Genomic DNA, 22,746 nt, shown 5'->3' with positions numbered 1-22,746 from the left:
AAATTTATAAAGAAACAATTATGAAAAACATATATAATTTTATTACCGTATTATGCATCTTTACACTAGTAGGATGTAGTAATGATTTCCTTGAACAGCAGTCTCCAGACCAACTTAATTCTTCTACTTTTTGGAGAAATAAGGCTGATGCCGAGGCTGGATTATCCTCAACCTACGCTTACTTAGAAGGATCAGTTGAAGAATATGCCTTTGCCGAAGTAAAATGGCCCGTTGAAGCCTATCGCGAAGACATTTGCAAACTGGGTAGCGATGCCTTAAATTACCAAAACTGGGTGGAACTTGCCGATTTTACGTACACAAATGGTAATAGCCAATTAACAGCCTACTGGAAATTAAATTATCGTGGTATTAGTAATGCTAACCAAGTTATTACTAAAGTGGGAGAAATGCCTGCAACTGCTATTAGTGATGCTGATAAAAACCAAATTATTGCAGAAGCACGATTTTTAAGAGCTTACTATCATTTGAAATTAATTCTTAATTGGGAAAAAATTAAATTAAGAACTAAATATATTACAAATCAGAATGAAATAAGCCTTCCTCTTGCTGAACGTGCAGAAACTTGGAACTTTATTGTTAGTGAATTAAAAGCAGTTGCTGAAGTGCTTCCTGCAGCTCAGACTGCTGATAAAGCCGGCCGTGCAACAAGTGGAGCTGCTAATAGTTACCTTGGTTTTGCGTATTTAACTAGAGCGTATGAGGAAACTGCAGACAAACAAACGCATCTTACTGAATCAGTTAAAGCTCTTGATAAAGTTCAAGGATACGAACTAGTAAAGGACTATGTGAGTTTATTTAATGGAACAAACAAAAACTCAAAAGAATCTATTTTTGAACTTCAATTTAGTGAAAACACATCTAACGGAGCATTCTATCGTACTGCACTTCATTTCTGGATGGCTGCGAGTGAATTAGGCGGTTGGGACGAAATTCTACCAACAGATATGTTGATGAATGAGTTCAAAAAAGAAGGTAAAATAGCCACTACAGGAAATTATGACAGCCGTCTTTATGGTAACATTTTCTTTAAAGATCCTTATTTTAATGACGCCTCAAATCCTAGAATTTTTGGAGCTACTTATGACGAGAAATTTGGAACTGCTAACAAACCTGTTTTCCGTAAGTACTTACCTCCTACTCAAGAGCAAATGGACACCGAATTTTTAGGACTTAATGTACCTTTAATGCGATATTCAAATGTGCTTTTGATGAAGGCAGAAGCTTTAAACGAATTACAACGTTCAGCTGAAGCAATCCCTCATATCAATCTTGTAAGAGCTCGTGCTGATATGCCGGCGATGATAGGCATAACTTATAATGCAGTAAAAGCGCAAATCGAGCATGAAAGAATCATTGAATTCCCTTTAGAGAACTTCCGTTTCTATGATCTACGTCGTTGGGGAAAAACTAAAGCGGCTCTTGACGCAGTGGGTCGTACTGGATTTGACGCTGCAAAAAATAATTTCTATCCAGTGCCTTTAACTGAAATACAAAATAATTAAAAACAATAAAATAAATTCAAATAAAAAGAATAGTTCGAATAATATTTGGGCTATTCTTCTTATTTTAAAAAAAATACATTTTTTAAGTTACACAATAGAGTTATTATGAGAGAATCTATATTAGCAAATATTGTGTGCTCGCACCAAATGCATATTATAATGACAACTGAGTTGTACTTTTCTATATTAACAAATTAAATAATCATGTACAAAAAAGAAACATTTTATATACTTCTATTCTTTTTACAATTACAAGCTAGTTTTGCCCAAAGTAAATTTAGCAACTTAGAATTAAGTAAAAACAACCTAAACTATAAAGGAAGCCCTGAAAATGCGAAGGATAGAAAATCATTGGCTTTTTCTGACAAGGGCGCTTGGTTTGCTTTTGGATTGCTAGAGCCTTCAAGTATTCAAGGTGGATTTTCTGGTCCTTTTTTAATGACAGAACAAAATGGAGTTTGGTTGAGTTCTTCCTTTCTTTCTTTGCATCTAATCGATGACAAGCAACAAGAAATGATCAATTGGAAAACGGCTTTAAAAAGTCAGAACAGTTACAATAGTCATTTAGAACAGGAGTTTTCAAATGAAAAATTAAGGATCAAACAAGAACTGGTTTTTTCATCTGGACATACTGCGATTCAAAAAACTAGTATAACAAATACTTCTTCAAAAAACATAACACTTACGCCTACTTTCAAATCAGATATCTATCTAGATAACTTGGAGCTATTAGTTGTAGAAAAGTCTTTAAAAATAGTTTCATCAAAAAGTAATGCTATTGGTTATGTGCAATTTATTAATGAGGACAGCAAAATAGAAGTTGCAAAAAGTGGCTTTACAGCAAAGACTTCTCAACTTGTATTAAAACCAAATGAAACTAAAGAAATTATAGTTTCTCAAACCTTTATTTTCCCTCAATACGACTGGAGAAAAGAAAAAGAAAGCATCTCTAGTTTGAAATTTGATTCCGTTTTAGAACAAATACAACAAGAAAAAGAAAGCCAATTATCACAACTAATTGCAAAAAAGAAACCAACATACAGAGGTTCTGAGTACTCTGTTTTCCTTGCGAAATTAGTACTTACCTTGCAAAACAACACTCGAATCGCCGCCGAAGGTTTAAAACACGCAGGTATATTCCCTAGCTATCATTACGAATGGTTCCATGGTTTCTGGGCTTGGGACAGCTGGAAGCATGCCACAGCAATTGCAGAAGTGGACCCTGCTTTAGCCGAAAACCAAGTACGAGCTATGTTCGACTTTCAAGAGCCTAATGGTTTTATACCGGATTGCATCTATAGAGATACCTCGATTGAACCTAATAATTATCGAAATACTAAATCACCACTTGCTGCTTGGGCAGTTTGGGAAATTTACAAACAAAACAAAAATGTAGATTTCATTAAGGAAATGTATCCTAAATTAAAGAAATATCATGCTTGGTGGTACAAAGAGCGCGACCACGACCAAGACGGGATTTGTGAATTTGGCTCCACAGATGGCACTTTAGTGGCTGGAAAATGGGAAAGCGGAATGGATAATGCAGTACGATTTGACAACAGCAAAGTGCTAAAAAACGCCGAAAATGCGTATTCGCTGGACCAAGAAAGTGTGGATTTGAACTCTTTCCTTTATGCTGAGAAAAACTATTTGAGTCAAATGGCTGGCATTCTAAAACTAGCTAAAGATGAAAAAAAATGGAAAAGGGAAAGCAAAACCCTAAAAAAGCAAATTCAGACACAGTTTTGGGACCCAAGTACAGGATGGTTTTATGACACTTCATTGGATGGAAAAACATTTGTAAAAGATATGGGTTGCGAAGGTTTCTTACCTCTTTGGGCAGAAGTAGCATCTAGAAAACAAGCTAAGGCGATAAAAAATAATTTACTTAATCCAGATACCTTCAATACTTTTGTGCCTTTACCAACATTGGCTAAAAACAATCCGAAATTCAATCCAGCCAATGGATATTGGAGAGGACCAATATGGTTGGATCAAGTTTACTTTGGTATTAATGGACTAGAAAAATACGGTTACAAAACAGAAGCCAATCTTCTAACAAAAAAACTGATTCATAACACCGAAGGTGCTTTAGAAAAAGGAAAATCTATTAGAGAGAATTACCATCCCACAACTGGAAAAGGATTAGAAGCTGAAAATTTTAGCTGGTCAGCTGCTCATTTTCTACTTTTACTATTAAATAACTAAAAACAAACGATTAAGAAATGATAACTTATAATTCCTTATTAACTAAGCTCACATTACTAGCTTTGGTAGTATTTACTTGCCATTCGACGCCAATAGTTGCTCAAAATAAAAAAGCAGCTGCAACAGAAAAAAAAGACCCGAAACGATTTTTTGACAAAGCTGATTTAATGCAAATTGGGGTGTATTATTATCCTGAGCAATGGCCAAGAGAACAATGGGATCGCGACTTAAAAAACATAAAAAAGTTAGGTTTCGAATTCACACATTTCGCTGAATTTGCTTGGACATATATGGAGCCTGAAGAAGGCAAATATGATTTTAAATGGCTGGATGAAGCCATGGCAATAGCCGAAAAAGAAGGTTTAAAAGTAATTCTTTGTACACCTACGCCTACTCCACCAGCTTGGATGGGTGATAAATATCCTGAAATATACCTAGTTGATTCTAAAGGCAACCGAAGACAACACGGAAATAGAGCAAATATTTCAGTAACAAATGAAAAATACCGTGAATTCACAGCGAAAATAGTAACTGAATTAGGAAAAAGATACGGTAAAAACAAGAATGTTATAGGTTGGCAAATTGACAACGAGCCCTTGTCTACAGAGGATTTTAGTCCTTCTGCTAGAACAGCATTTCAAACTTGGCTAAAAGCCAAATACGGAACCATTGAAAAATTAAATACGGAATGGGTTGGTAGTTTCTGGAGTACACGATATTCTAACTTTGAACAAATCGTATTACCTAACACCGAAGTTTATTTTGAAGATAAGTTAAGTCCACATACGATTTTAGATTTCAAGCGATTCACTGCCGATGCTCAAGCTAGTTTCTTAAACGACCAAGCCGAAATATTGAGAAAATATACGGATCCAAAACAGTGGATTACGACTAACTTTACTAATGTAACTTATGACTCAGATCCAAGAAGAGCTGATAAAATGGACTTCATCACCTATACAATGTACCCAGTAAGTGGTCAAAATAATTTAGGCGGAGATAATTTTAGAATGGGACATCCTAGTAAAATCCATGAGGCAAACGATTATTACCGTTCAATCAGTGGTGTTACAGGGATTATGGAATTACAACCTGGACAAGTAAACTGGGCAGGAATCAATCCTCAATTGCAACCGGGAACGGTTCACATGTGGCTTTCACAAGCCTTTGGAGGTGGTTGCGCTTTTACTTGTACTTATAGATACAGACACCCACTAGGAAGTAGCGAAATGTATCACGAAGGTATTGTGGGTAACGATGGAGTGACACTTTCTACTGGTGGAAAAGAATTTGTACAGTCTATTCAAGACATGAAACTATTGCGTAAAGAGTACAACCCTAAAGCAGTTCTTCCACAGGAAATTGCGAATAGAAAAACAGGCTTTTTATGGAGTCATGAAAACCTTTGGGACTTAGAAAATCACAAACAAACCAAAAATTGGAATACTTGGAAACATAGAAATACTTATTCCTCAGCTATTAAATCTACTGGAGCGCCAGTGGATTTCCTTAAAGAGGAAGATAATTTTGATGACTACCCATTTATTGTCGCATCAGCATATCAACTAATTGATCAAAAATTAGTGGATAAATGGACTAAGTATGTTGAAAAAGGTGGTAACTTGATTTTAAGTTGTAGAACTGGACAAAAAGACAAAAATGGACATTTTTTTGAAGCCAACTGGAGCGCACCAATCGTGCCTTTAATTGGAGCTGATGTTGACTTTTTTGATGTATTAGTTACAGATATGAAAGGAAATATAAAAGCAGCTAATAATAACTTTCAATGGAATACTTGGGCAGATGTATTATCTCCTAGAAAAGGAACTGAAGTTTTAGCCACTTATGAAGATCAATTTTATAAAGGTAAAGCTGCCGCAGTTACTAGAAAATTAGGAAAAGGAACGGTAACTTACATTGGCGTAGAAAGTACTGATGGAAACTTAGAGAGACAAATTGTACGCAGCGTATATGAAAGAGCAAATGTGGCAATTGATAATTTACCAAGCGGTGTTTTTGTCGAATGGAGAGACGGCTTCTATGTAGGAGTTAATTATTCAAACGATGCTGTCGAACTTGAGATTCCAAAAGGAAGTAAAATATTGGTTGGACAAAATCCTTTGCAGCCTGCACAAGCTATAATTTGGAAATAAAATTAACGAATACTAAAAATTTACTGATGAATTTTTCAGAAGAAACTATTGAGCAATTAGCGAAAGAACATTACGGGCTAACAACAACCGCAAAATCATTAAATGGTTATGACGAGTTAAATTTTCTTTTATCTACTGATACAAACGAAAAGTATATACTAAAAATATCTAATGAAGATCATCCTCTACCGTTTTTAGACGCGCAGGTTAAAATCATTCAGCATTTATCAAATAGTAGCCTTGCTAATGTATTTCAGCATTTTTGCATCAATAAACAAGGTGATGCTTTGACAAGAATTGAGGCAGATTCTAAAATATATTATGTAAGAATCCTTAATTTCCTAGAAGGTACTTTTTGGGTAGAAAAAGAAAATAAATCAAAGGAGTTGTTTCACAATCTAGGATCCTTTTTAGGAAATATGGATTACGAACTTCGCAACTTTTCTCATCTTGCCATGCACCGTCGTTATACCTGGGATGTAAGTTGTGCTAGCGAGGCAAATGAGAATTTGAAATACATTCTTGATCATGAAAAAAGACGAATCGCAGGCTATTTCTTGTTGCAATTTGACAGCGAAGTACTTCCTGTAATTCATACTTTGCGCCATGCCTACATACATAACGATGCAAACGATTATAACATCTTAGTTCAAGAAAATCAAATTAGTGGTTTAATTGATTTTGGAGATATGGTTTACACAGCACTTATCAACAATCTAGCGATTGCGTGTACTTATGCGATGCTTCATCAAAAAGACCCATTATCAGCTGCCGCATCAATTGTTAAAGGTTACCATAAATCGTATGCCCTTACAGAGCAAGAAGTTGATTTATTGTATTATCTAATTGCTGCGAGACTTTGTATTAGCGTGACGCAGTCTGCTTACAACGCATCATTAGACAGTAACAACGAGCATCATTTTCTTACTGAAAAACCAGCTTGGGAATTGCTGAACCAACTTATTCGAATTAATCCAATAAAAGCGCAAGATACTTTTAGAAAAGCCTGCGGTTTCACAGCATTAATCACTGATGAAAACTATGCTGATATATTAGAATCTCGTCAGAAAAACATTGGTCGAAATTTAAGTATTGGCTACAAAGACAAATTAAAAATCACCAAAGGCGCACTACAATATCTTTATGATGATAAAGGACGAACTTTTGTAGATTGTGTCAACAACCCATCACATGTAGGTCATTGTCATCCTGTTGTTGTTCGAAGAATGCAAAAACAAATTGCTAATTTAAACACCAATACGCGTTACCTTAATGACACCATTATCGAATATGCCGAAAAACTTACCGCTACTTTACCAGCTGCCTTAAGTGTTTGCTATTTTGTCAATTCCGGTAGTGAAGCTAATGATTTGGCCATTCGAATGAGTCGCCATTTCACCAAACAAAAAGACATTATTGTACTTGATCATGCGTATCATGGTACTTCTACAGTGGCTATGGAAATGAGTCCGTATAAATTTGATGGAAAAGGCGGTTTTGGAAAAATGCCTTGGATTCATAAGGCTATTAACCCCGACTTATATCGAGGTACATACAAATATGGAGACGAAGAAGCTGGCGAAAAATATGCCGCCGATGTACAACGAATTATCGAAGATCTAAAAAAAGAAGATAAAGCGCCTGCGGTATTCATTTGCGAAACGTTGTTAGGTGTTGGAGGTCAAATTCCGCTTCCTAAAGATTATTTAAAAACGGCTTATGCACACGTTAGAGCTGCTGGAGGAATCTGTATTGCCGATGAAGTTCAGGTTGGTTTTGGAAGAATTGGAGACCATTTTTGGGGCTTCGAATTACAAGACGTCGTACCCGATATTGTTGTTTTAGGAAAACCTATTGGTAACGGCCATCCACTGGCTGCAGTAATTGTTACTAATGAAATTGCAAATGCTTTTAATAACGGCATGGAATACTTCAACACTTTTGGAGGTAATCCCGTATCTATGACGGCAGGATTAGCTGTATTAGATGTTCTTCAAGACGAAGAAATGCAACAACATGCACTAGAAGTTGGAAACCACCTGATGGACGGCCTTAGAAAACTAATGGCGAAATATCCTATCATCAGCGATGTTCGTGGACACGGTTTATTCATAGGTGCCGAAATGGTTAGAGACCGAGTTACAATGGAACCAGCTGTCGCTGAAATTGATATAGTTGTCGAAAAAATGAAAGAAAAAGGTTTTTTACTAAGTACGGATGGCCCTTTGCATAATGTATTAAAAATAAAGCCACCAATGCCTTTCAATAAACAAAATGCAGATGAGATGATAGAGTTATTAGATATTGCTTTAAGCGAGCTGTAACAATCAATCCTCCACTTATAAAATACTAGATTAAGCAATAATTTTATTCTAAATGAAACATAAAAATTCTCTTTCACAGAGTACTATCAATCTTAAAAGTTTAGAAAATCAATTAGAGGGTAAATTATTTTACGATCATACGATGCGCTTGTTATACGCTACAGATGCGAGTGCCTATAAGGAAATGCCTTTGGCTGTAGCGATTCCAAAAACAAAAAAGGATATTCAGAAAATCATTGCTTTTGCTAGAGATAACAAAAGCAGTGTGATTCCGAGAGCAGCGGGAACTTCTCTGGCAGGTCAAGTTGTAGGAAACGGCATAATCGTTGATATTTCGCAGGAATTTACTAAAATACTTTCCGTAGATCCAATAAACAAAACAGCTTGGGTTGAACCAGGAGTTATCCGTGATGAACTAAATCTTCATTTAAAACCGCTCCAGCTATTTTTTGGACCAGAAACTTCCACTAGCAATCGTTGCATGATTGGAGGAATGGTAGGAAATAATGCTTGTGGTGCTAGATCAGTGGTTTATGGTTCCACACGCGAACATTTACTAGAAATAACAGGATTCTTGGCTGATGGTAACGAAGTGACTTTTGGTGCTTTATCAAACGCTGAATTTGAAGAAAAATGCAGCGGAATTAACGTAGTAAGCTCATTAGAACAAGCGATATATGTCCAGATAAAAGAAATATTATCTTCAAACGAAAACAGAATATTATTCGATGATAATTTTCCAAAAAAATCTATTGCAAGACGAAATACAGGCTACGCTTTAGACTTATTGATTGACAGTAAACCTTTTAGTAATACCGAAGAAAAGTTCAATTTTTGTAAATTAATCGCTGGATCAGAAGGAACCTTATTCTTTTCGACAGCTATAAAATTAAATCTAGTTGATGCTTTAAAACCATTATCAGCATTGGTTTGTGTACATTTTGACAGTATTAACGAAGCGTTGAAAGCTAATTTAGAAGCGCTTAAATTCAGTCCAAACAGCGTCGAATTGATAGACCATTATATTCTTGAATGTACCAAAGAAAACATCGAGCAAAGCAAAAACCGCTTCTTTGTAAAAGGTGATCCAAAAGCGATTCTAGCTATAGAATTTCTTAGAGATACGCAGGATGAAATTGATACTCTTGCCAAAGAAATGGAAACTTTAATGCGATCTAAAAACCTCGGTTACCATTTCCCTATCGTTTATGGTGAGGAGACAAATAAAGTATGGAACTTGAGAAAAGCGGGACTTGGATTATTATCGAATATTCCTGGTGATGCAAAGGCGGTTGCCGTGATCGAAGATACCGCTGTAGATGTTAATGATTTACCCGATTTTATAGAAGAATTTAACGCTATATTAAAAGAGCGAAATTTAAACTGCGTGCATTATGCGCATGCCGCAACTGGAGAGTTACACCTGCGCCCTATCATTAATTTAAAAACAGTAGAAGGCACAGCTTTATTTAGAACTATCGCAACTGATATTGCCCATTTAGTAAAAAAATACAAAGGCTCTTTGAGCGGTGAACATGGTGATGGAAGACTTCGTGGAGAATTTATTCCACTGATGTTAGGTGACGAAATCTATCAGTTATTTTCACAAATAAAACATACTTGGGACCCTTGGAATGTTTTTAATCCTGGGAAAATTGTGAACACGCCACCAATGGATACTAGTTTAAGGTATTCCGCAGGACAAATTACAGCCGAAATCGAAACTTATTTTGACTTCTCAGAACAAGACGGTATTCTTCGTGCTGCCGAAATGTGTAATGGCTCTGGTGATTGTAGAAAAACCGAAAAAAGCGGTGGCACTATGTGTCCAAGTTATATGGCAACGCGCAATGAAAAACATACCACACGAGCGCGAGCAAACATTTTAAGAGAAACAATTACCAACTCAACTCAAGAAAATAAATTTGATGATGAAGGATTGCTAGATGTCTTAGATTTATGTTTGAGTTGTAAAGGATGTAAATCGGAATGTCCTTCAAATGTAGATATGGCAAAGCTTAAAGCAGAAACATTTCAGCATTATTATAACAAAAACGGTGTTAAATTCCGCTCGCTACTGATTGGGAATACCCCGAAAATAAACGAACTTTTTGCATCAATGCCGTGGTTATATAATTTATCTACCAAAGGTTTTTTAGGAAAGATCATCCAGTCAGCTACTGGTTTTACAACACAAAGACAGTTACCTTCCATGTCCAAAATCACTTTTGCAAAATGGATAAAAAAATACAATCAGCAAGGAAATTTTATACACGGATCTATTTATTTGTACAATGATGAGTTTCTGAATTTTTATGATGTAGAAATAGGTCAAACCGCAGTAAAATTGTTAAACCGTTTAGGATATCAGGTAATCGTACCAGAAATTGGTATCAGTGGGCGAACTTATTTATCGAAAGGAATGTTGATTAAAGCACGAGAAATTGCTGAGAAAAACATCACCGATTTTGATAAAACAATACCTCATGATAAAGTTTTAATTGGAATAGAACCTTCTGCTATTTTATCATTCAGAGATGAATATCCCGATTTATGTCGAGGAAATTTAAGAGAAAAAGCAAAGGGAATTGCAAAGAGAACCTTTCTTATCGAAGAATTTATTGCCAAAGAATTAGAGGAAGGACGCATATCGTCTAGCAGTTTTACTGATAAAGAAGAACGTGTTCGCATGCATGGACATTGTTTTCAAAAAGCATTATCATCTTTAGTGCCATTGAAGAAAATCCTTATGCTACCAAAAAACTATACGGTACTCAACATTCCTAGTGGCTGTTGTGGTATGGCCGGTTCTTTTGGTTATGAAAAAGAGCATTATGATATTTCGATGAAAATTGGCGAACTTGTATTATTTCCATCTATTCGTTCAGAAAAAGAAGCAACATTAATCTCCGCATCAGGAACCAGTTGCAGACATCAAATAGCGGATGGTACCAATCGAAAAGCAGAGCATCCTGTAAGTATATTGTATAATGCATTAAAGTAGTACAGCTGTTTTAATGCGTTACCAAACAAAAAAACTTGTCATATTCTAAAACAAAAAATGCTTCCTTTTTAGGAAGCATTTTTATTTTGCAGAGAGGATGGGATTCGAACCCACGATGCAGTTACCCACATACTAGCTTTCCAGGCTAGCTCCTTCAACCACTCGGACACCTCTCTATTTCATTAGGGCTGCAAAGAACATGAAAAAAAATGAGTTAGAAAAATAAAATCTAACTATTATATCATTTCGCCTCGCAAAGAAGTTTCAAAAACCGACTTGAAGTCTTCTGGATGAATATTTTGACTCAATAAATACATTAATTTTGTTATCGCCGCTTCGGTAGTGATGTCTTTTCCAGAAATTACGCCTATTTCTTTCATTCCTGTACTGGTTTCATATTGTCCCATATTGACGCTTCCGCCAGAGCACTGGGTCACATTAACAATATATAAACCCTTACCAATCGCTTTCTTCAGTAAATTTAAAAACCACTCTTCCGTAGGGGCGTTTCCTGCTCCGTAAGTTTCTAAAACTATTCCCTTAAGACTGGAAATATCAAAGATAGCTGACAAAACCGCTTCACTTATTCCAGGAAACATTTTGATAATAGCTACGTTAGTATCTAAATTAGTGTGCACCTGGAGCTTATTATCACTTTTTGGCTGTAAAAACAATTTCGAACTTAAATTTAGATGCACGCCCGACTCTACTAAATCAGGGTAATTAGGCGATGTAAATGCTTTAAAATGCTCTGCATTTATCTTAGTTGTTCTATTTCCTCTGTATAATTTATATTCGAAATAAAGACAAACTTCAGCAATAACTGGCAATCCATTTTCTCGCAATGAAGCGATTTGAATAGCGGTAATTAAATTTTCTTTAGCATCAGTACGCAAATCACCAATTGGCAGCTGAGAACCGGTAAAAATGACTGGTTTCGCAAGATTTTCAAGCATGAAACTCAATGCCGAAGCAGAATAGGACATTGTATCTGATCCGTGAAGAATCACAAATCCATCAAATTCTAAATAATTTGATTCTATAATCGTTGCTATTCTAGCCCATTCTTTCGGATTCATATTGGACGAATCAATTGGCTCTTCAAATGAAATCGTTTCGATTTCACAGTCCAATTGTTTCAGCTCGGGAATTTTTTGCAACAGCTTACTGAAATTAAATGCTTTCAGTGCTCCAGTATCAAAATCCTTTCGCATCCCGATAGTTCCCCCAGTATAAATTAAAAGAATTTTAGCTTTTGAGTGCATCCGTATATTTTAGTTTATTAACCACCGGATTTGCATACATGTCTAGTAATCCTTGCAATGCAACAGGATTATCAGCATCAATTCGCATCTCTAATCGTCGTTCAAACAACGATTTTTCATCTGCAGTATAAAACTGAGAATAGGTGTCGGTTTTATTTAAGATATCAAAAGCGATATAATTAGTAGACCACAATTTATAATTCCCTATTATAGAATCATCAATTACTTGAGCAAGTGCTTGAATTTGCTTGTTTGAGTTAGTGAACTCTTCTTTTATAGCATCAATTTTAGTATCAAGAACATCACCAATATGAATGTGAATACCTTTCTTCTGACCCATAACACCGCTTAAAAGCGTCATGAAATCTTCGTTCTTTTCCTTGATATACACTTCATTATTGGCCTCAGCCAACAACTGCGGAATTTTTAAAACATCTGTAGGATCATATTCATAAGAAATGGATACCGGAACAACTTTTATTTTTTTGAAATAATCCATTAGGTTAGCTTCATCGCTTCCCATTCCAACCATTTTTAACACGCCTGGATTCGTAGCGTCTAAACCGTCTTTAGTCCTACCTTCACGTTGTGCAATCCATACAGAGCGACTTTCATGAATTAATAGATGACCAATATATTCAGACAATGTTTTCGAACTTTCTAACATCTCACGAGGGGTCAAACCTCTTTTTACTAAGAAATTACGGTTCAACTTAGCCAAGATATTTAGAAAATCTTTTTGTACTAAGTTATCCCCTATCGCTGAGGCTGTCATTACTAAATCATTTTCAAACAAAGCCACGTTTAGCAATGTTGTGTCTAGCAATATATCTCTATGGTTTGATATAAATAAATAGGATTCTCCTTTCTCTAACTTTTCAAAACCTGAGGTAGTCAAACCGTCAGAACTTTTTTCAAGCACTTTAAGTAGCGAATGATAGATAAATTTACATTGAAAATCACGAATAGAATGCGTTTTACTAAGTTGCTCCTTCCATTCTTCATCGGGCATTTCTGGAAATGTAAAGTTCATCAATGCCTTCATCATCGGATGGTGAACCACATTTAGTATAGCCTCGTTTATTTCGGAGTCATAAAATGGCCGAATAGCGTCAAATTTTTGCATTTTGGTTATTTTAAGTGGCAAATGAACAAAAAAAATATTAAATTTTAAATTAATTCTGTTTTAAATTCCGAAAATCCTTTTAGAGTTTTCGGTTGTAATCGTTGCAATATCTTTTGCCGGAAGATTATAAATAGCAGCCAATTTATCAATTATATTTAACAAATAACTACTTTCATTTCTTTTCCCTCTATAAGGAATCGGAGCAAGATACGGAGAGTCAGTTTCTAATACAATATGGCTCAAATCAATTTGGTTCAAAAACTGGTCAATTTTTCCATTTTTGAAGGTAACTACGCCGCCAATTCCCAATTTCATATTATATGAAATCGCTTGTAAAGATTGCTCGTATGTTCCAGTGAAACAGTGAAATATACCAAATAAATCAGCCGATTTCTCCTCTTCTAAAACTTCATATACTTCATCAAAGGCATCTCTACAGTGGATTACAATGGGTAATTTATATTTCTTTGCCAATTGAATTTGCTTCCTGAAAGCATTTTTTTGTTCTTCTAAAGTGGTTTTATCCCAAAACAAATCAATCCCTATTTCCCCGATGGCGTAAAACTCTCTTTTCGCCAATTCGTTTTCCACGTGCATTAATTCTTCAAGATAATTCTCCTTTACATATGTTGGGTGTAAACCCATCATTAAAAAGACATTATCAGGATAGTTTTTTTCTAATTCGTACATCGCTCTAGTGTAGCTAGAATCAATCGCTGGGATAAAGAATCGAGAAACACCGGCATCCAAGGCACGTTGAATCATTTCGTCTCTGTCTTGGTCAAATTCTGAGCTATAAAGATGGGTATGCGTATCAGTAATTGTCATTTATTTTAATTTGAAAGGGACAAAGTTAGCATTTTGATTGGTCAATCTTTAGATTTTTAGATTACATTTGGATTTCATTTTTTGGATTTATGAAAAACCTACACGACATCCTTAAAAAGGAAAACTATAAAAAAATAAAATTTAAAATTACCAAAACGCAACATCTGCTGATTAAGGCAAAAATAAATGGTGTCTCAGGAAATTTTATTTTAGACACTGGCGCTTCCAGCAGTTGCATCGGCTTTGAAAGCGTTGATTTATTTTTATTGGAAGCCAAAACATCAAAAACAAAAGCTTCTGGAGCGGGAGCAACCGGAATGCTTACACAAATAGCTACCAAAAATCACTTGCAATTAGGCAATTGGAAAAACCGTGACTTTGATCTCATTATTTTTGATTTATCCCATGTCAATGAAGCATTAACCCAGTATAAAGTTAAACCAGTCCACGGAATCATTGGCGCTGATGTGCTACTGAAAGGAAAAGCAATTGTAGATTATTACAATCACTATTTGTATTTATTAAAGTAATTTTTCGAAAAAGAAAATTCCCATTTAACATCTACTGTCAAATGGGAATTTTTTATAATTAGAAATGAATATTACAATTCAAATGCTCTCTTAGGATTGTTATCCAATAAAAGTTCCATTGGGTTTTCTAAAGCCTCTTTTACTGCTACTAAAAAACCTACAGACTCACGACCATCGATAATTCTGTGGTCATAAGAAAGTGCAACGTACATCATTGGGTGAATTTCCACTTTACCGTTTACAGCAATTGGGCGCTCGATAATGTTGTGCATTCCAAGAATTCCAGACTGTGGAGGATTGATAATTGGCGTACTTAACATACTTCCAAAAACACCACCGTTAGTAATTGTAAAAGTTCCTCCTGTCATATCATCAACAGTGATTTGACCATCACGAGCTCTAATAGCTAATCTCTTAATATCTGCTTCAACACCACGGAAAGTTAAATTCTCTGCGTTGCGAACAACAGGAACCATTAATCCTTTTGGTCCTGATACTGCAATTGAAATATCACAGAAATCGTAAGCAATTTTATAATCACCATCCATCATAGAGTTAACATCTGGATATAATTTTAATGCTCTTGTAACCGCTTTTGTAAAGAAAGACATATACCCTAAACCAACACCACCATGCTTCGCTTTGAACTCATCTTTATATTGATTACGGATCAAGTTGATAGGCGTCATGTTTACTTCGTTGAAAGTAGTTAACATCGCTGTTTCGTTTTTGGCAGCTACTAAACGTTCTGCTACTTTACGACGCAACATTGACAATTTTGTGCGCTCAGATCCACGGCTTCCTCCTGTAGGAGTTCCCATAGATGGCGTAGCGTTTACAGCATCGTCTTTAGTGATTCTTCCATCTTTTCCAGTTCCTGAAACTGAACTAGAATCTATATTTTTTTCATCTAATATTTTTCTTGCTGCTGGAGAAGGAGTTCCTGAAGCATAAGTTGCTGCTGGAGCTGCCGCTACTGGAGCTGGAGCCGCTGCTTTTGGCGCTTCGGCAACCGGAGCTGCTGGAGCCGCTTCTGCTGCAGAACCTGTTGGCTTAGCTGCAGCCGTGTCAATTAAACAAACTACGGCACCTACTGCAACTGCGTCGCCTTCCTCCGCTTTTAATGTGATAATCCCACTAGCCTCTGCAGGTAGTTCTAGAGTTGCTTTATCTGAGTCAACCTCAGCGATTGCTTGATCTTTCTCTACATAGTCTCCGTCTTTTACCAACCAAGTTGCAATTTCAACTTCCTTAATAGATTCCCCTGGTGATGGGACTTTCATTTCTAAAATCATCTTGTATAATTTTTAAATTATGAATTTTAATTTTCTTTTGATTATTTAATTCCTGTAAAGGATAAATAACCTATTTATTTTATTTCTACTGTATTCGAAATATAATTATTATCAGCAGTCAATGTAGGATATGCGTCTCCTTTAGCTTTTCTTTTTTCATACTTCTCAATCGAGCGTTTTACTAAACTCTCTTGATCGCTTTCCGCTTCGGCTAAATCTTCATCACTAATTTTAAATTCTTTTGCTTTCACAATAGCATCTAGTATATCAGCTTTTTTTCTTTCGAACTTTTTAATGTTGTTATAATTGTCCTGATTATTATCAAAAGCCACTAGTTTAACGCCCGCTTTGATCGCTCCCATTTGAGGCTCTGAATCAATTATATAAACTTTACCAGCTTCTAATTCTGCTTCTAAAAAATCTACATTTTCAGATTTTGACCAAAACAAGTGTTTCCCTGGCTCACATTCATAAGCTAAGTACTTCCCATGGTTAAATTTTCCTAAGTATTTGTCATTGTCAAAATACTTAAAGTTAATTAGAAATCCCACCGAAGATACTCTTGTAAAATAAACTAGCGCTTTTCCTTCGCTAGGCTTTCTTAATTCTTGGGAATAACTTACTGTCGAAAACAGAATAACAATTAATAAAACGATTTTTTTCATCTCTAAGAACAAATTAATTTCTAAATAAATCTTTGTCAAAAACCATTTGTATTGCATCTGCATGACGTCGTTTTGCTCTTGTCGAACTTCCTGATGCTGATGCTGAATACGCTTTTAATGAAGCTAATCTCCATTTCACTAAGTTGAAGTTCATCAACATAAAGCTATAAGCTCCCATGTTTTTAGGTTCTTCTTGTGCCCAAACGTAATCATCAACATTTGGATATTTGGCGATGATAGCTTTTAATTGCTCTACTGGTAATGGAAATAGTTGTTCTATTCTCACAACTGCTACATCGTTACGTCCGTTTTTCTCTCTTTCGGCAGTAATGTCATAGTAGAATTTACCAGTACAGAAAACTAAAGTTTTCACCTCAGCTTTATTTACTGCATCGTCATCGATTGTTTCTTGGAAACTTCCGTTTTCTAAGTCTTCGATGGTAGATATACATCTAGGATCACGCAACAAACTCTTCGGTGTAAACACAATAAGTGGCTTACGGAATTTTGTCTTCATTTGTCTTCTCAACAAGTGAAAGTAGTTCGCTGGCGTTGTACAATCGGCAACAAACATGTTTTGTCTTGCACAAAGTTGTAAATAACGCTCCATTCTTCCTGAAGAGTGCTCTGCTCCTTGTCCTTCATATCCATGTGGTAATAACAAAACAATTCCGTTTTGGTTGTTCCATTTATCCTCTCCACAAGAAATATATTGGTCAATCATAATTTGGGCTCCATTACTGAAATCTCCAAATTGCGCTTCCCATATTGTTAAAGTATTGGGGTTTGCTAGTGCATATCCATAATCAAATCCTAATACTCCGTACTCAGACAATAGCGAGTTAAAAATATTGAAATTCCCTTTTTTACCTTCTAAGCTATTGATTAATGTTACTTCTTCTTCTGAGTCTTCTACTTTTACTACCGCATGACGGTGAGAGAAAGTTCCACGCTCTACATCTTGTCCAGAAATACGAACATCAAAGCCTTCTTGTAGCAATGAGCCGTAAGCTAAATGCTCAGCCATTCCCCAATCCAACTTGTTTGTTTCGAAAAACATTGTTTTTCTGTCGTTGATTAGCTTTTGGATTTTATTGATAAACTTTTTATCTGTAGGTAAGTTAGAAACTGCGTTTGCAACCTGAGTCAATCCCTCTCTTGAGTAAGAAGTATCAACATTTTGAAGCATTTGCACGTCAGTAACCTGCTCAAAGCCCAACCACTCATTTTTCATAAATGGCGTAATGATAGTCAAGTCTTTTTTACGAGAAGCTTCTAAATTCATTTCTAAATTAGATTTGTACTCCTTCTCAAGTCCTTTCACATAATTAGCGTCAATAACTCCGTCAGCTATTAATTTTGCAGCATAAATATCTCTAGGATTCTGATGTTTTGCAATAATTTTATACAATACTGGCTGTGTAAAACGAGGCTCATCTCCTTCGTTGTGACCGTATTTTCTATACCCTAATAAGTCAATAAAAACGTCACGTCCAAATTGCATTCTGAATTCTAATGCAAAAATCATCGCATGAACTACTGCTTCAGCATTATCTGCATTCACGTGTAATACTGGAGATAAAGTAACTTTAGCAACATCTGTACAATAAGTAGAAGATCTAGCGTCTAGGTAGTTTGTTGTAAAACCAACTTGGTTGTTGATTACAATATGAATTGTACCACCCGTTTTATATCCATCAAGACGAGCCATTTGGATAATCTCATACAGTATTCCTTGTCCTGCAATTGCAGCATCACCGTGAACGGCGATAGGCAATACTTTTGAAAAGTCATCTGGAAAATACTTATCTTGTTTTGCTCTTGTAATTCCTTCGATTACAGCACCTACTGTTTCAAGGTGTGAAGGATTTGGAGCCAAATTGATATTAATTTTCTTTCCTGTTCTTGTTATTTTGTCGGCAGTAAGTCCTAAGTGGTACTTCACGTCACCGTCAAAATATTCTTGATCGTAATCTTTACCGTCAAATTCTCCGAAAATATCTTGAGTAGATTTCCCGAATATGTTTGCCAATATATTCAAACGACCACGATGTGCCATTCCCATTACAAATTGCTCCACTCCCATGTCGGCAGCTTTCTCAATTAATGTATCAAGGGCTGGTATTATTGATTCTCCACCTTCCAGTGAAAAACGTTTTTGACCAACATATTTAGTATGTAAGAAGTTTTCGAAAGAAACTGCTTCATTTAATTTATATAGAATTGATTTCTTTTCCTCACTTGAAAAGTTAGGCAAGTTATCGTTAAGTCCTATTTTCTCTTGTATCCATTGAACGATCTCTGGCTTCCTGATATACATATACTCCACACCAATGTGCTGGCAATAGATTGTATCCAAATGTTTTATGATCTCTGTAAGTGTCGAAGGTACTTTACCAACTACTTTCCCAGCGTCAAAAACAGTATTTAAATCTGCTGCTGAAAGTCCAAAATTAGCGATATCAAGTGAAGGCTCAAAAATCCTTCTATCTCTAACCGGATTCGTTTTAGTGAACAAATGTCCACGGGAACGGTAGCCTTCAATCAGATTTAATACTTTAAATTCTTTATGAATTTTTTCTGACATTTGATCGTAGTCCACATTTCCAGCAGTAAAACTGGCATTGCTTTGTACGGGCTGTTCCCCGTTGTACGTTTCCATCCCAAAATCAAAACCTTGAAAGAAACTTCTCCAACTTGGCTCTACGCTATCTGGATTGTCAAGGTACTGATCGTATAATTGTGCGAAAAACTCTGTATGTGCTGCGTTTAGAAATGAAAACCTATCCATAATATTAGTGAATATACTTTTTGTTAAAATAGTTTCGCAAAAGTACAATAATCCCGTAAATTTATATTTAATTTTATATATTAATATGTTAAAAAAATAGATAGTTATGAGAAAAAACAACTCTTACACCATTTCAAAGTCCGTTTTCATTACCATAATCGCATTAATTACTAATACTTTGCATGCACAGCAGCAAACAATTACAACAAATTCCAGCAGTGATTTCTGGAAAAACGTACAATTTGGAGGAGGAATTGGCCTAGGCTTTAGCACTGGATATACCAATATCTCTTCATCGCCAAGCGCCATTTATAACTTTAACGAATACGCTGCCTTGGGTCTTGGCGCTCAATACACTTACATTAAACAAAAAAACTTTTACAATGCCAACCTATATGGAGGTAGTGTTATTGGGTTATTAAATCCCTTTCCGCAAATTCAACTTTCAGCCGAATTAGAGCAATTGCGTGTAAATGTTAATTTTGATGACGCCAACAGTAATTCTCAAGACTTTTGGAATACGGGTTTGTTTTTAGGAGCAGGATACCGCAGCGGATATGCCACAATAGGAGCACGATATAACGTATTAAGCGATAAGAATAACATCTACGGCAGCGCTTTCATGCCTTTTGTCAGAGTGTATTTTTGAGAGAGAAAAAAGATTTGAGCTGATTGTAGCGCTTCTTCAAAAACATCAAGTCCTTAACTTCTCCATTTTACCGGTACTTGTTTTTAAACCAAACCTTTTGCCACTCTCTTTTTAGAATTAAAAAAGAGACTTGCTCTGCCAGTACAACCACATCTGAGCCGTCCATTTTTTTGACTTCATCTTCAGAAACATCGATGATATAAAGTAGGTTGAGATATTCAGCAAATTTATGCTGAATCAATCGATAGATTTTTTCATGCAATTGAATTTTCAATTCATTAGGAGAAACACTCATAGGAAAATCGATCCCTTCATTTGCTAGATTAAAATCCTTATTAATTTGTTCAATTAATTTAAGGTATAAGGATTCGTTTTCTGCTTCAGAAAGTAGTAAATCAGCATTTTTTGGAGCTATAAACATAGTTTGTAAATTTCTGTAGTAATTTCGAATTCAAAAATCAATTTCAAAAATCAATTTCAATGGCAATGGCAAAAAGTCAATAGCAATATCAATTTCAATGGCAAAAATCAATGAGTTTCAATGGCAATGACAAAAATCAATGGCAATATCAATTTTAAAAAGTCAGTATCAATGAGAAACAGTATTATTTAGTGTTGTTTTTTTATTGCTATTGACATTGCTATTGATATTGATTTTTGTTTAAACTTTTCTTCCCATTAAGTTTTCACCAAAAGCACGCAACAAATCCTTTTTATCGCATTCTATATTCATTTTTTCTAAGGTTTCAAAAGCCTTAAAAGTATAGTCATGGATTGCTTCCTGAGTCGCTTTTGATGATCCTGAAGTATTGAAAATTTCTTTGACAGCCTCAATTTTAGCTGAACTATCCTCTAGATGTAAGGAGAATAAGTCTTGCAACTGAGACGCTTCTTCATTAGAAGAAAATGCCAACGCTTTTAAATATAAATATGTTTTTTTATTCTCGATAATATCCCCACCTACTTGCTTTCCAAAAGTTTCTGGATCTCCAAAAGCATCTAGATAGTCATCCTGAAGTTGAAAAGCCAAACCTAAATTCAACCCAAACTCATAAATCAAGTCCGCATTTTCCACGGAGGTTTCGGCTACTATCGCTCCCATTTTCATGGCTGCAGCAACAAGAACTGCGGTTTTGTATTCGATCATTTTGAGATATTCTGGAATAGTAACATCATCTCGGGTTTCATAATCAACATCCCATTGCTGTCCTTCACAAACTTCAAGCGCAGTTTTACTAAATAATTTTGCCAATTGCATAAAAATTGCAGGCTCATATTGTTCGAAATATTGATAGGCTAAAATAAGCATTGCATCACCCGATAAGATTCCGGTATTAACTCCCCATTTTTCATGAACTGTTACATTTCCTCTTCGCAAAGGTGCAGCATCCATAATGTCATCATGAACTAAAGAAAAATTATGAAAAACCTCCACTGCCATTGCCGCAGGAAGTGCTTTTTTGTAATCTCCATTAAAAACCTCGGTAGCCATTAAGGTTAAAAGAGGACGAATTCGCTTTCCTCCTAACCCTAAAATATAGGCAATAGGCTCATATAAGTTTTCAGGCTCTTTAGTAATAGTCTGCTTTTCTAAATAAGTGATGAAAAAATCTCGGAACTGGTCGATGGAGTGCATAAAACTAATTTTTGGGGCTAAATTACAGCATTCAGCCTTGATTACAAACTCTGTATTTCAATGAAATGTAAAATAAATTAAAAAAAACATGGAAACTTTAAACGTTTTCAAAGTTTCCATCGTATCTTTGCATCCGAAAATTAACTTATTGTACTTTATTGTCATGAATGCAACCTTACCACTTACAGCCACAAAATGGACTATTGACTCGAGTCAATCTGATGTTTTAATTAAAGCGAGACACTCCATTATCGCATATATAGCGGGTTCTCGCAATAAGTTTAATGGCCATTTAGATATTCATGAAGATGAGCTAGAAGATGCTTCTGTTGAATTTCAATTAGATGTTAATAATAAAGACATGAGTATCGACCGCATCGACACGAATTTAATACTAAATGATTATTTAGACATTAAAACGTTTCCAATAATCAATTTCAAATCAACATCATTTCAAAAAATAAGTAAGAACATCAATTTCTTGAAAGGAAACTTAACCATTAAAAACATCACGAAAGTAGTTGAACTTGATGCTGAGTTAATAGGAATCACCACTTATGAAGGAAGAAAAAAAGCATTGTTTGAAGTTACAGGACAAATAAGCCGTAGCGATTTTAACCTTAGAACAAACTCCTACGCTCAAAATGCTGGAATTGCTTTAGGTCAAGATATAAAACTAATTGCCAACTTAGAATTTACCATATAAATTAATTATGGAAAAACTACTGGATTTCCTGAAGCTTTAGTTA

Annotated in this window: 16 protein-coding genes and 1 tRNA gene; 8 read left to right on the top strand and 9 right to left on the bottom strand. The window is 35.4% G+C overall.

The window, feature by feature from the left end; all coding sequences use genetic code 11:
* The first annotated feature begins 20 nt into the window (after window positions 1-20).
* The 5 genes from E0F98_RS07015 to E0F98_RS06995 all read left to right on the top strand — a co-directional run bounded on the left by E0F98_RS07015 (window position 21) and on the right by E0F98_RS06995 (window position 11,212).
* A complete protein-coding gene (locus tag E0F98_RS07015; protein WP_132109895.1) occupies window positions 21-1,523 on the top strand; it encodes a RagB/SusD family nutrient uptake outer membrane protein in 1,503 nt (500 codons plus the stop codon).
* Window positions 1,524-1,727: 204 nt separating this feature from the next.
* Window positions 1,728-3,731, top strand: coding sequence for an MGH1-like glycoside hydrolase domain-containing protein (locus E0F98_RS07010; protein WP_132109893.1), 2,004 nt, complete (start codon window positions 1,728-1,730; stop codon window positions 3,729-3,731).
* A 17-nt stretch (window positions 3,732-3,748) separates the two neighbouring features.
* Complete coding sequence (locus E0F98_RS07005) at window positions 3,749-5,884, top strand: beta-galactosidase (protein ID WP_132109891.1); 2,136 nt, start codon at window positions 3,749-3,751, stop codon at window positions 5,882-5,884.
* A gap of 26 nt (window positions 5,885-5,910) precedes the next feature.
* Entirely contained in the window at window positions 5,911-8,208 is a 2,298-nt protein-coding gene (locus E0F98_RS07000) for an aminotransferase class III-fold pyridoxal phosphate-dependent enzyme (protein WP_132109889.1), read from the top strand.
* A 52-nt stretch (window positions 8,209-8,260) separates the two neighbouring features.
* Window positions 8,261-11,212, top strand: coding sequence for an FAD-binding and (Fe-S)-binding domain-containing protein (locus tag E0F98_RS06995; RefSeq protein ID WP_132109887.1), 2,952 nt, complete (start codon window positions 8,261-8,263; stop codon window positions 11,210-11,212).
* 89 nt (window positions 11,213-11,301) lie between these two features.
* Here the strand turns inward: E0F98_RS06995 and E0F98_RS06990 are convergent.
* From E0F98_RS06990 to E0F98_RS06975, 4 genes are all read right to left on the bottom strand, one after another.
* A tRNA-Ser gene (locus E0F98_RS06990) sits at window positions 11,302-11,388 on the bottom strand.
* A 60-nt stretch (window positions 11,389-11,448) separates the two neighbouring features.
* A complete protein-coding gene (locus E0F98_RS06985; RefSeq protein ID WP_132109885.1) occupies window positions 11,449-12,477 on the bottom strand; it encodes an asparaginase in 1,029 nt (342 codons plus the stop codon).
* Window positions 12,461-13,603: a 1-acyl-sn-glycerol-3-phosphate acyltransferase gene (locus E0F98_RS06980; protein WP_132109883.1), complete on the bottom strand. Its 1,143-nt coding sequence runs from the start codon at window positions 13,601-13,603 to the stop codon at window positions 12,461-12,463. The genes E0F98_RS06985 and E0F98_RS06980 overlap by 17 nt, the downstream gene beginning before the upstream one ends.
* Window positions 13,604-13,663: 60 nt before the next feature.
* Window positions 13,664-14,431, bottom strand: a complete 768-nt coding sequence (locus E0F98_RS06975; protein WP_132109881.1) for a TatD family hydrolase — start codon at window positions 14,429-14,431, stop codon at window positions 13,664-13,666.
* Between the two features lie 89 nt (window positions 14,432-14,520).
* Here E0F98_RS06975 and E0F98_RS06970 point away from each other — a divergent pair, with 89 nt between their 5' ends.
* Complete coding sequence (locus tag E0F98_RS06970; protein ID WP_132109879.1) at window positions 14,521-14,961, top strand: retropepsin-like aspartic protease; 441 nt, start codon at window positions 14,521-14,523, stop codon at window positions 14,959-14,961.
* A gap of 71 nt (window positions 14,962-15,032) precedes the next feature.
* On the opposite strand, the gene odhB is transcribed toward E0F98_RS06970, so the two are convergent.
* The 3 genes from odhB to E0F98_RS06955 form a co-directional block, all read right to left on the bottom strand.
* Window positions 15,033-16,256, bottom strand: a complete 1,224-nt coding sequence (odhB, locus tag E0F98_RS06965) for a 2-oxoglutarate dehydrogenase complex dihydrolipoyllysine-residue succinyltransferase (RefSeq protein WP_132109877.1) — start codon at window positions 16,254-16,256, stop codon at window positions 15,033-15,035.
* A gap of 74 nt (window positions 16,257-16,330) precedes the next feature.
* The gene (locus E0F98_RS06960) at window positions 16,331-16,921 is read right to left on the bottom strand and encodes a hypothetical protein (RefSeq protein ID WP_132109875.1); all 591 of its coding nucleotides are present in this window, start codon (window positions 16,919-16,921) and stop codon (window positions 16,331-16,333) included.
* A 13-nt stretch (window positions 16,922-16,934) separates the two neighbouring features.
* Window positions 16,935-19,712 (bottom strand): 2-oxoglutarate dehydrogenase E1 component, encoded by a 2,778-nt coding sequence (locus E0F98_RS06955; protein WP_132109874.1) that lies wholly within the window; start codon window positions 19,710-19,712, stop codon window positions 16,935-16,937.
* Window positions 19,713-19,818: 106 nt separating this feature from the next.
* Here E0F98_RS06955 and E0F98_RS06950 point away from each other — a divergent pair, with 106 nt between their 5' ends.
* Window positions 19,819-20,361: a hypothetical protein gene (locus tag E0F98_RS06950; protein ID WP_132109873.1), complete on the top strand. Its 543-nt coding sequence runs from the start codon at window positions 19,819-19,821 to the stop codon at window positions 20,359-20,361.
* Window positions 20,362-20,428: 67 nt separating this feature from the next.
* On the opposite strand, the gene E0F98_RS06945 is transcribed toward E0F98_RS06950, so the two are convergent.
* Both E0F98_RS06945 and E0F98_RS06940 read right to left on the bottom strand, forming a co-directional pair.
* Entirely contained in the window at window positions 20,429-20,782 is a 354-nt protein-coding gene (locus tag E0F98_RS06945) for a hypothetical protein (protein WP_132109872.1), read from the bottom strand.
* A 240-nt stretch (window positions 20,783-21,022) separates the two neighbouring features.
* Window positions 21,023-21,997 carry a polyprenyl synthetase family protein gene (locus tag E0F98_RS06940; protein WP_132109871.1) on the bottom strand — a complete coding sequence of 325 codons (975 nt, stop codon included), beginning with the start codon at window positions 21,995-21,997 and terminating at the stop codon, window positions 21,023-21,025.
* Window positions 21,998-22,085: 88 nt separating this feature from the next.
* Here E0F98_RS06940 and E0F98_RS06935 point away from each other — a divergent pair, with 88 nt between their 5' ends.
* Complete coding sequence (locus tag E0F98_RS06935; protein ID WP_243699205.1) at window positions 22,086-22,703, top strand: YceI family protein; 618 nt, start codon at window positions 22,086-22,088, stop codon at window positions 22,701-22,703.
* Window positions 22,704-22,746 lie beyond the last annotated feature (43 nt).

The sequence above is a fragment of the Flavobacterium hiemivividum genome (genome assembly GCF_004349145.1).
In the GTDB taxonomy this organism is placed as follows: domain Bacteria; phylum Bacteroidota; class Bacteroidia; order Flavobacteriales; family Flavobacteriaceae; genus Flavobacterium; species Flavobacterium hiemivividum.
The sequence above is the reverse complement of the archived record's forward strand: the minus strand, read 5'-3'. Positions and strand labels throughout refer to the sequence as shown.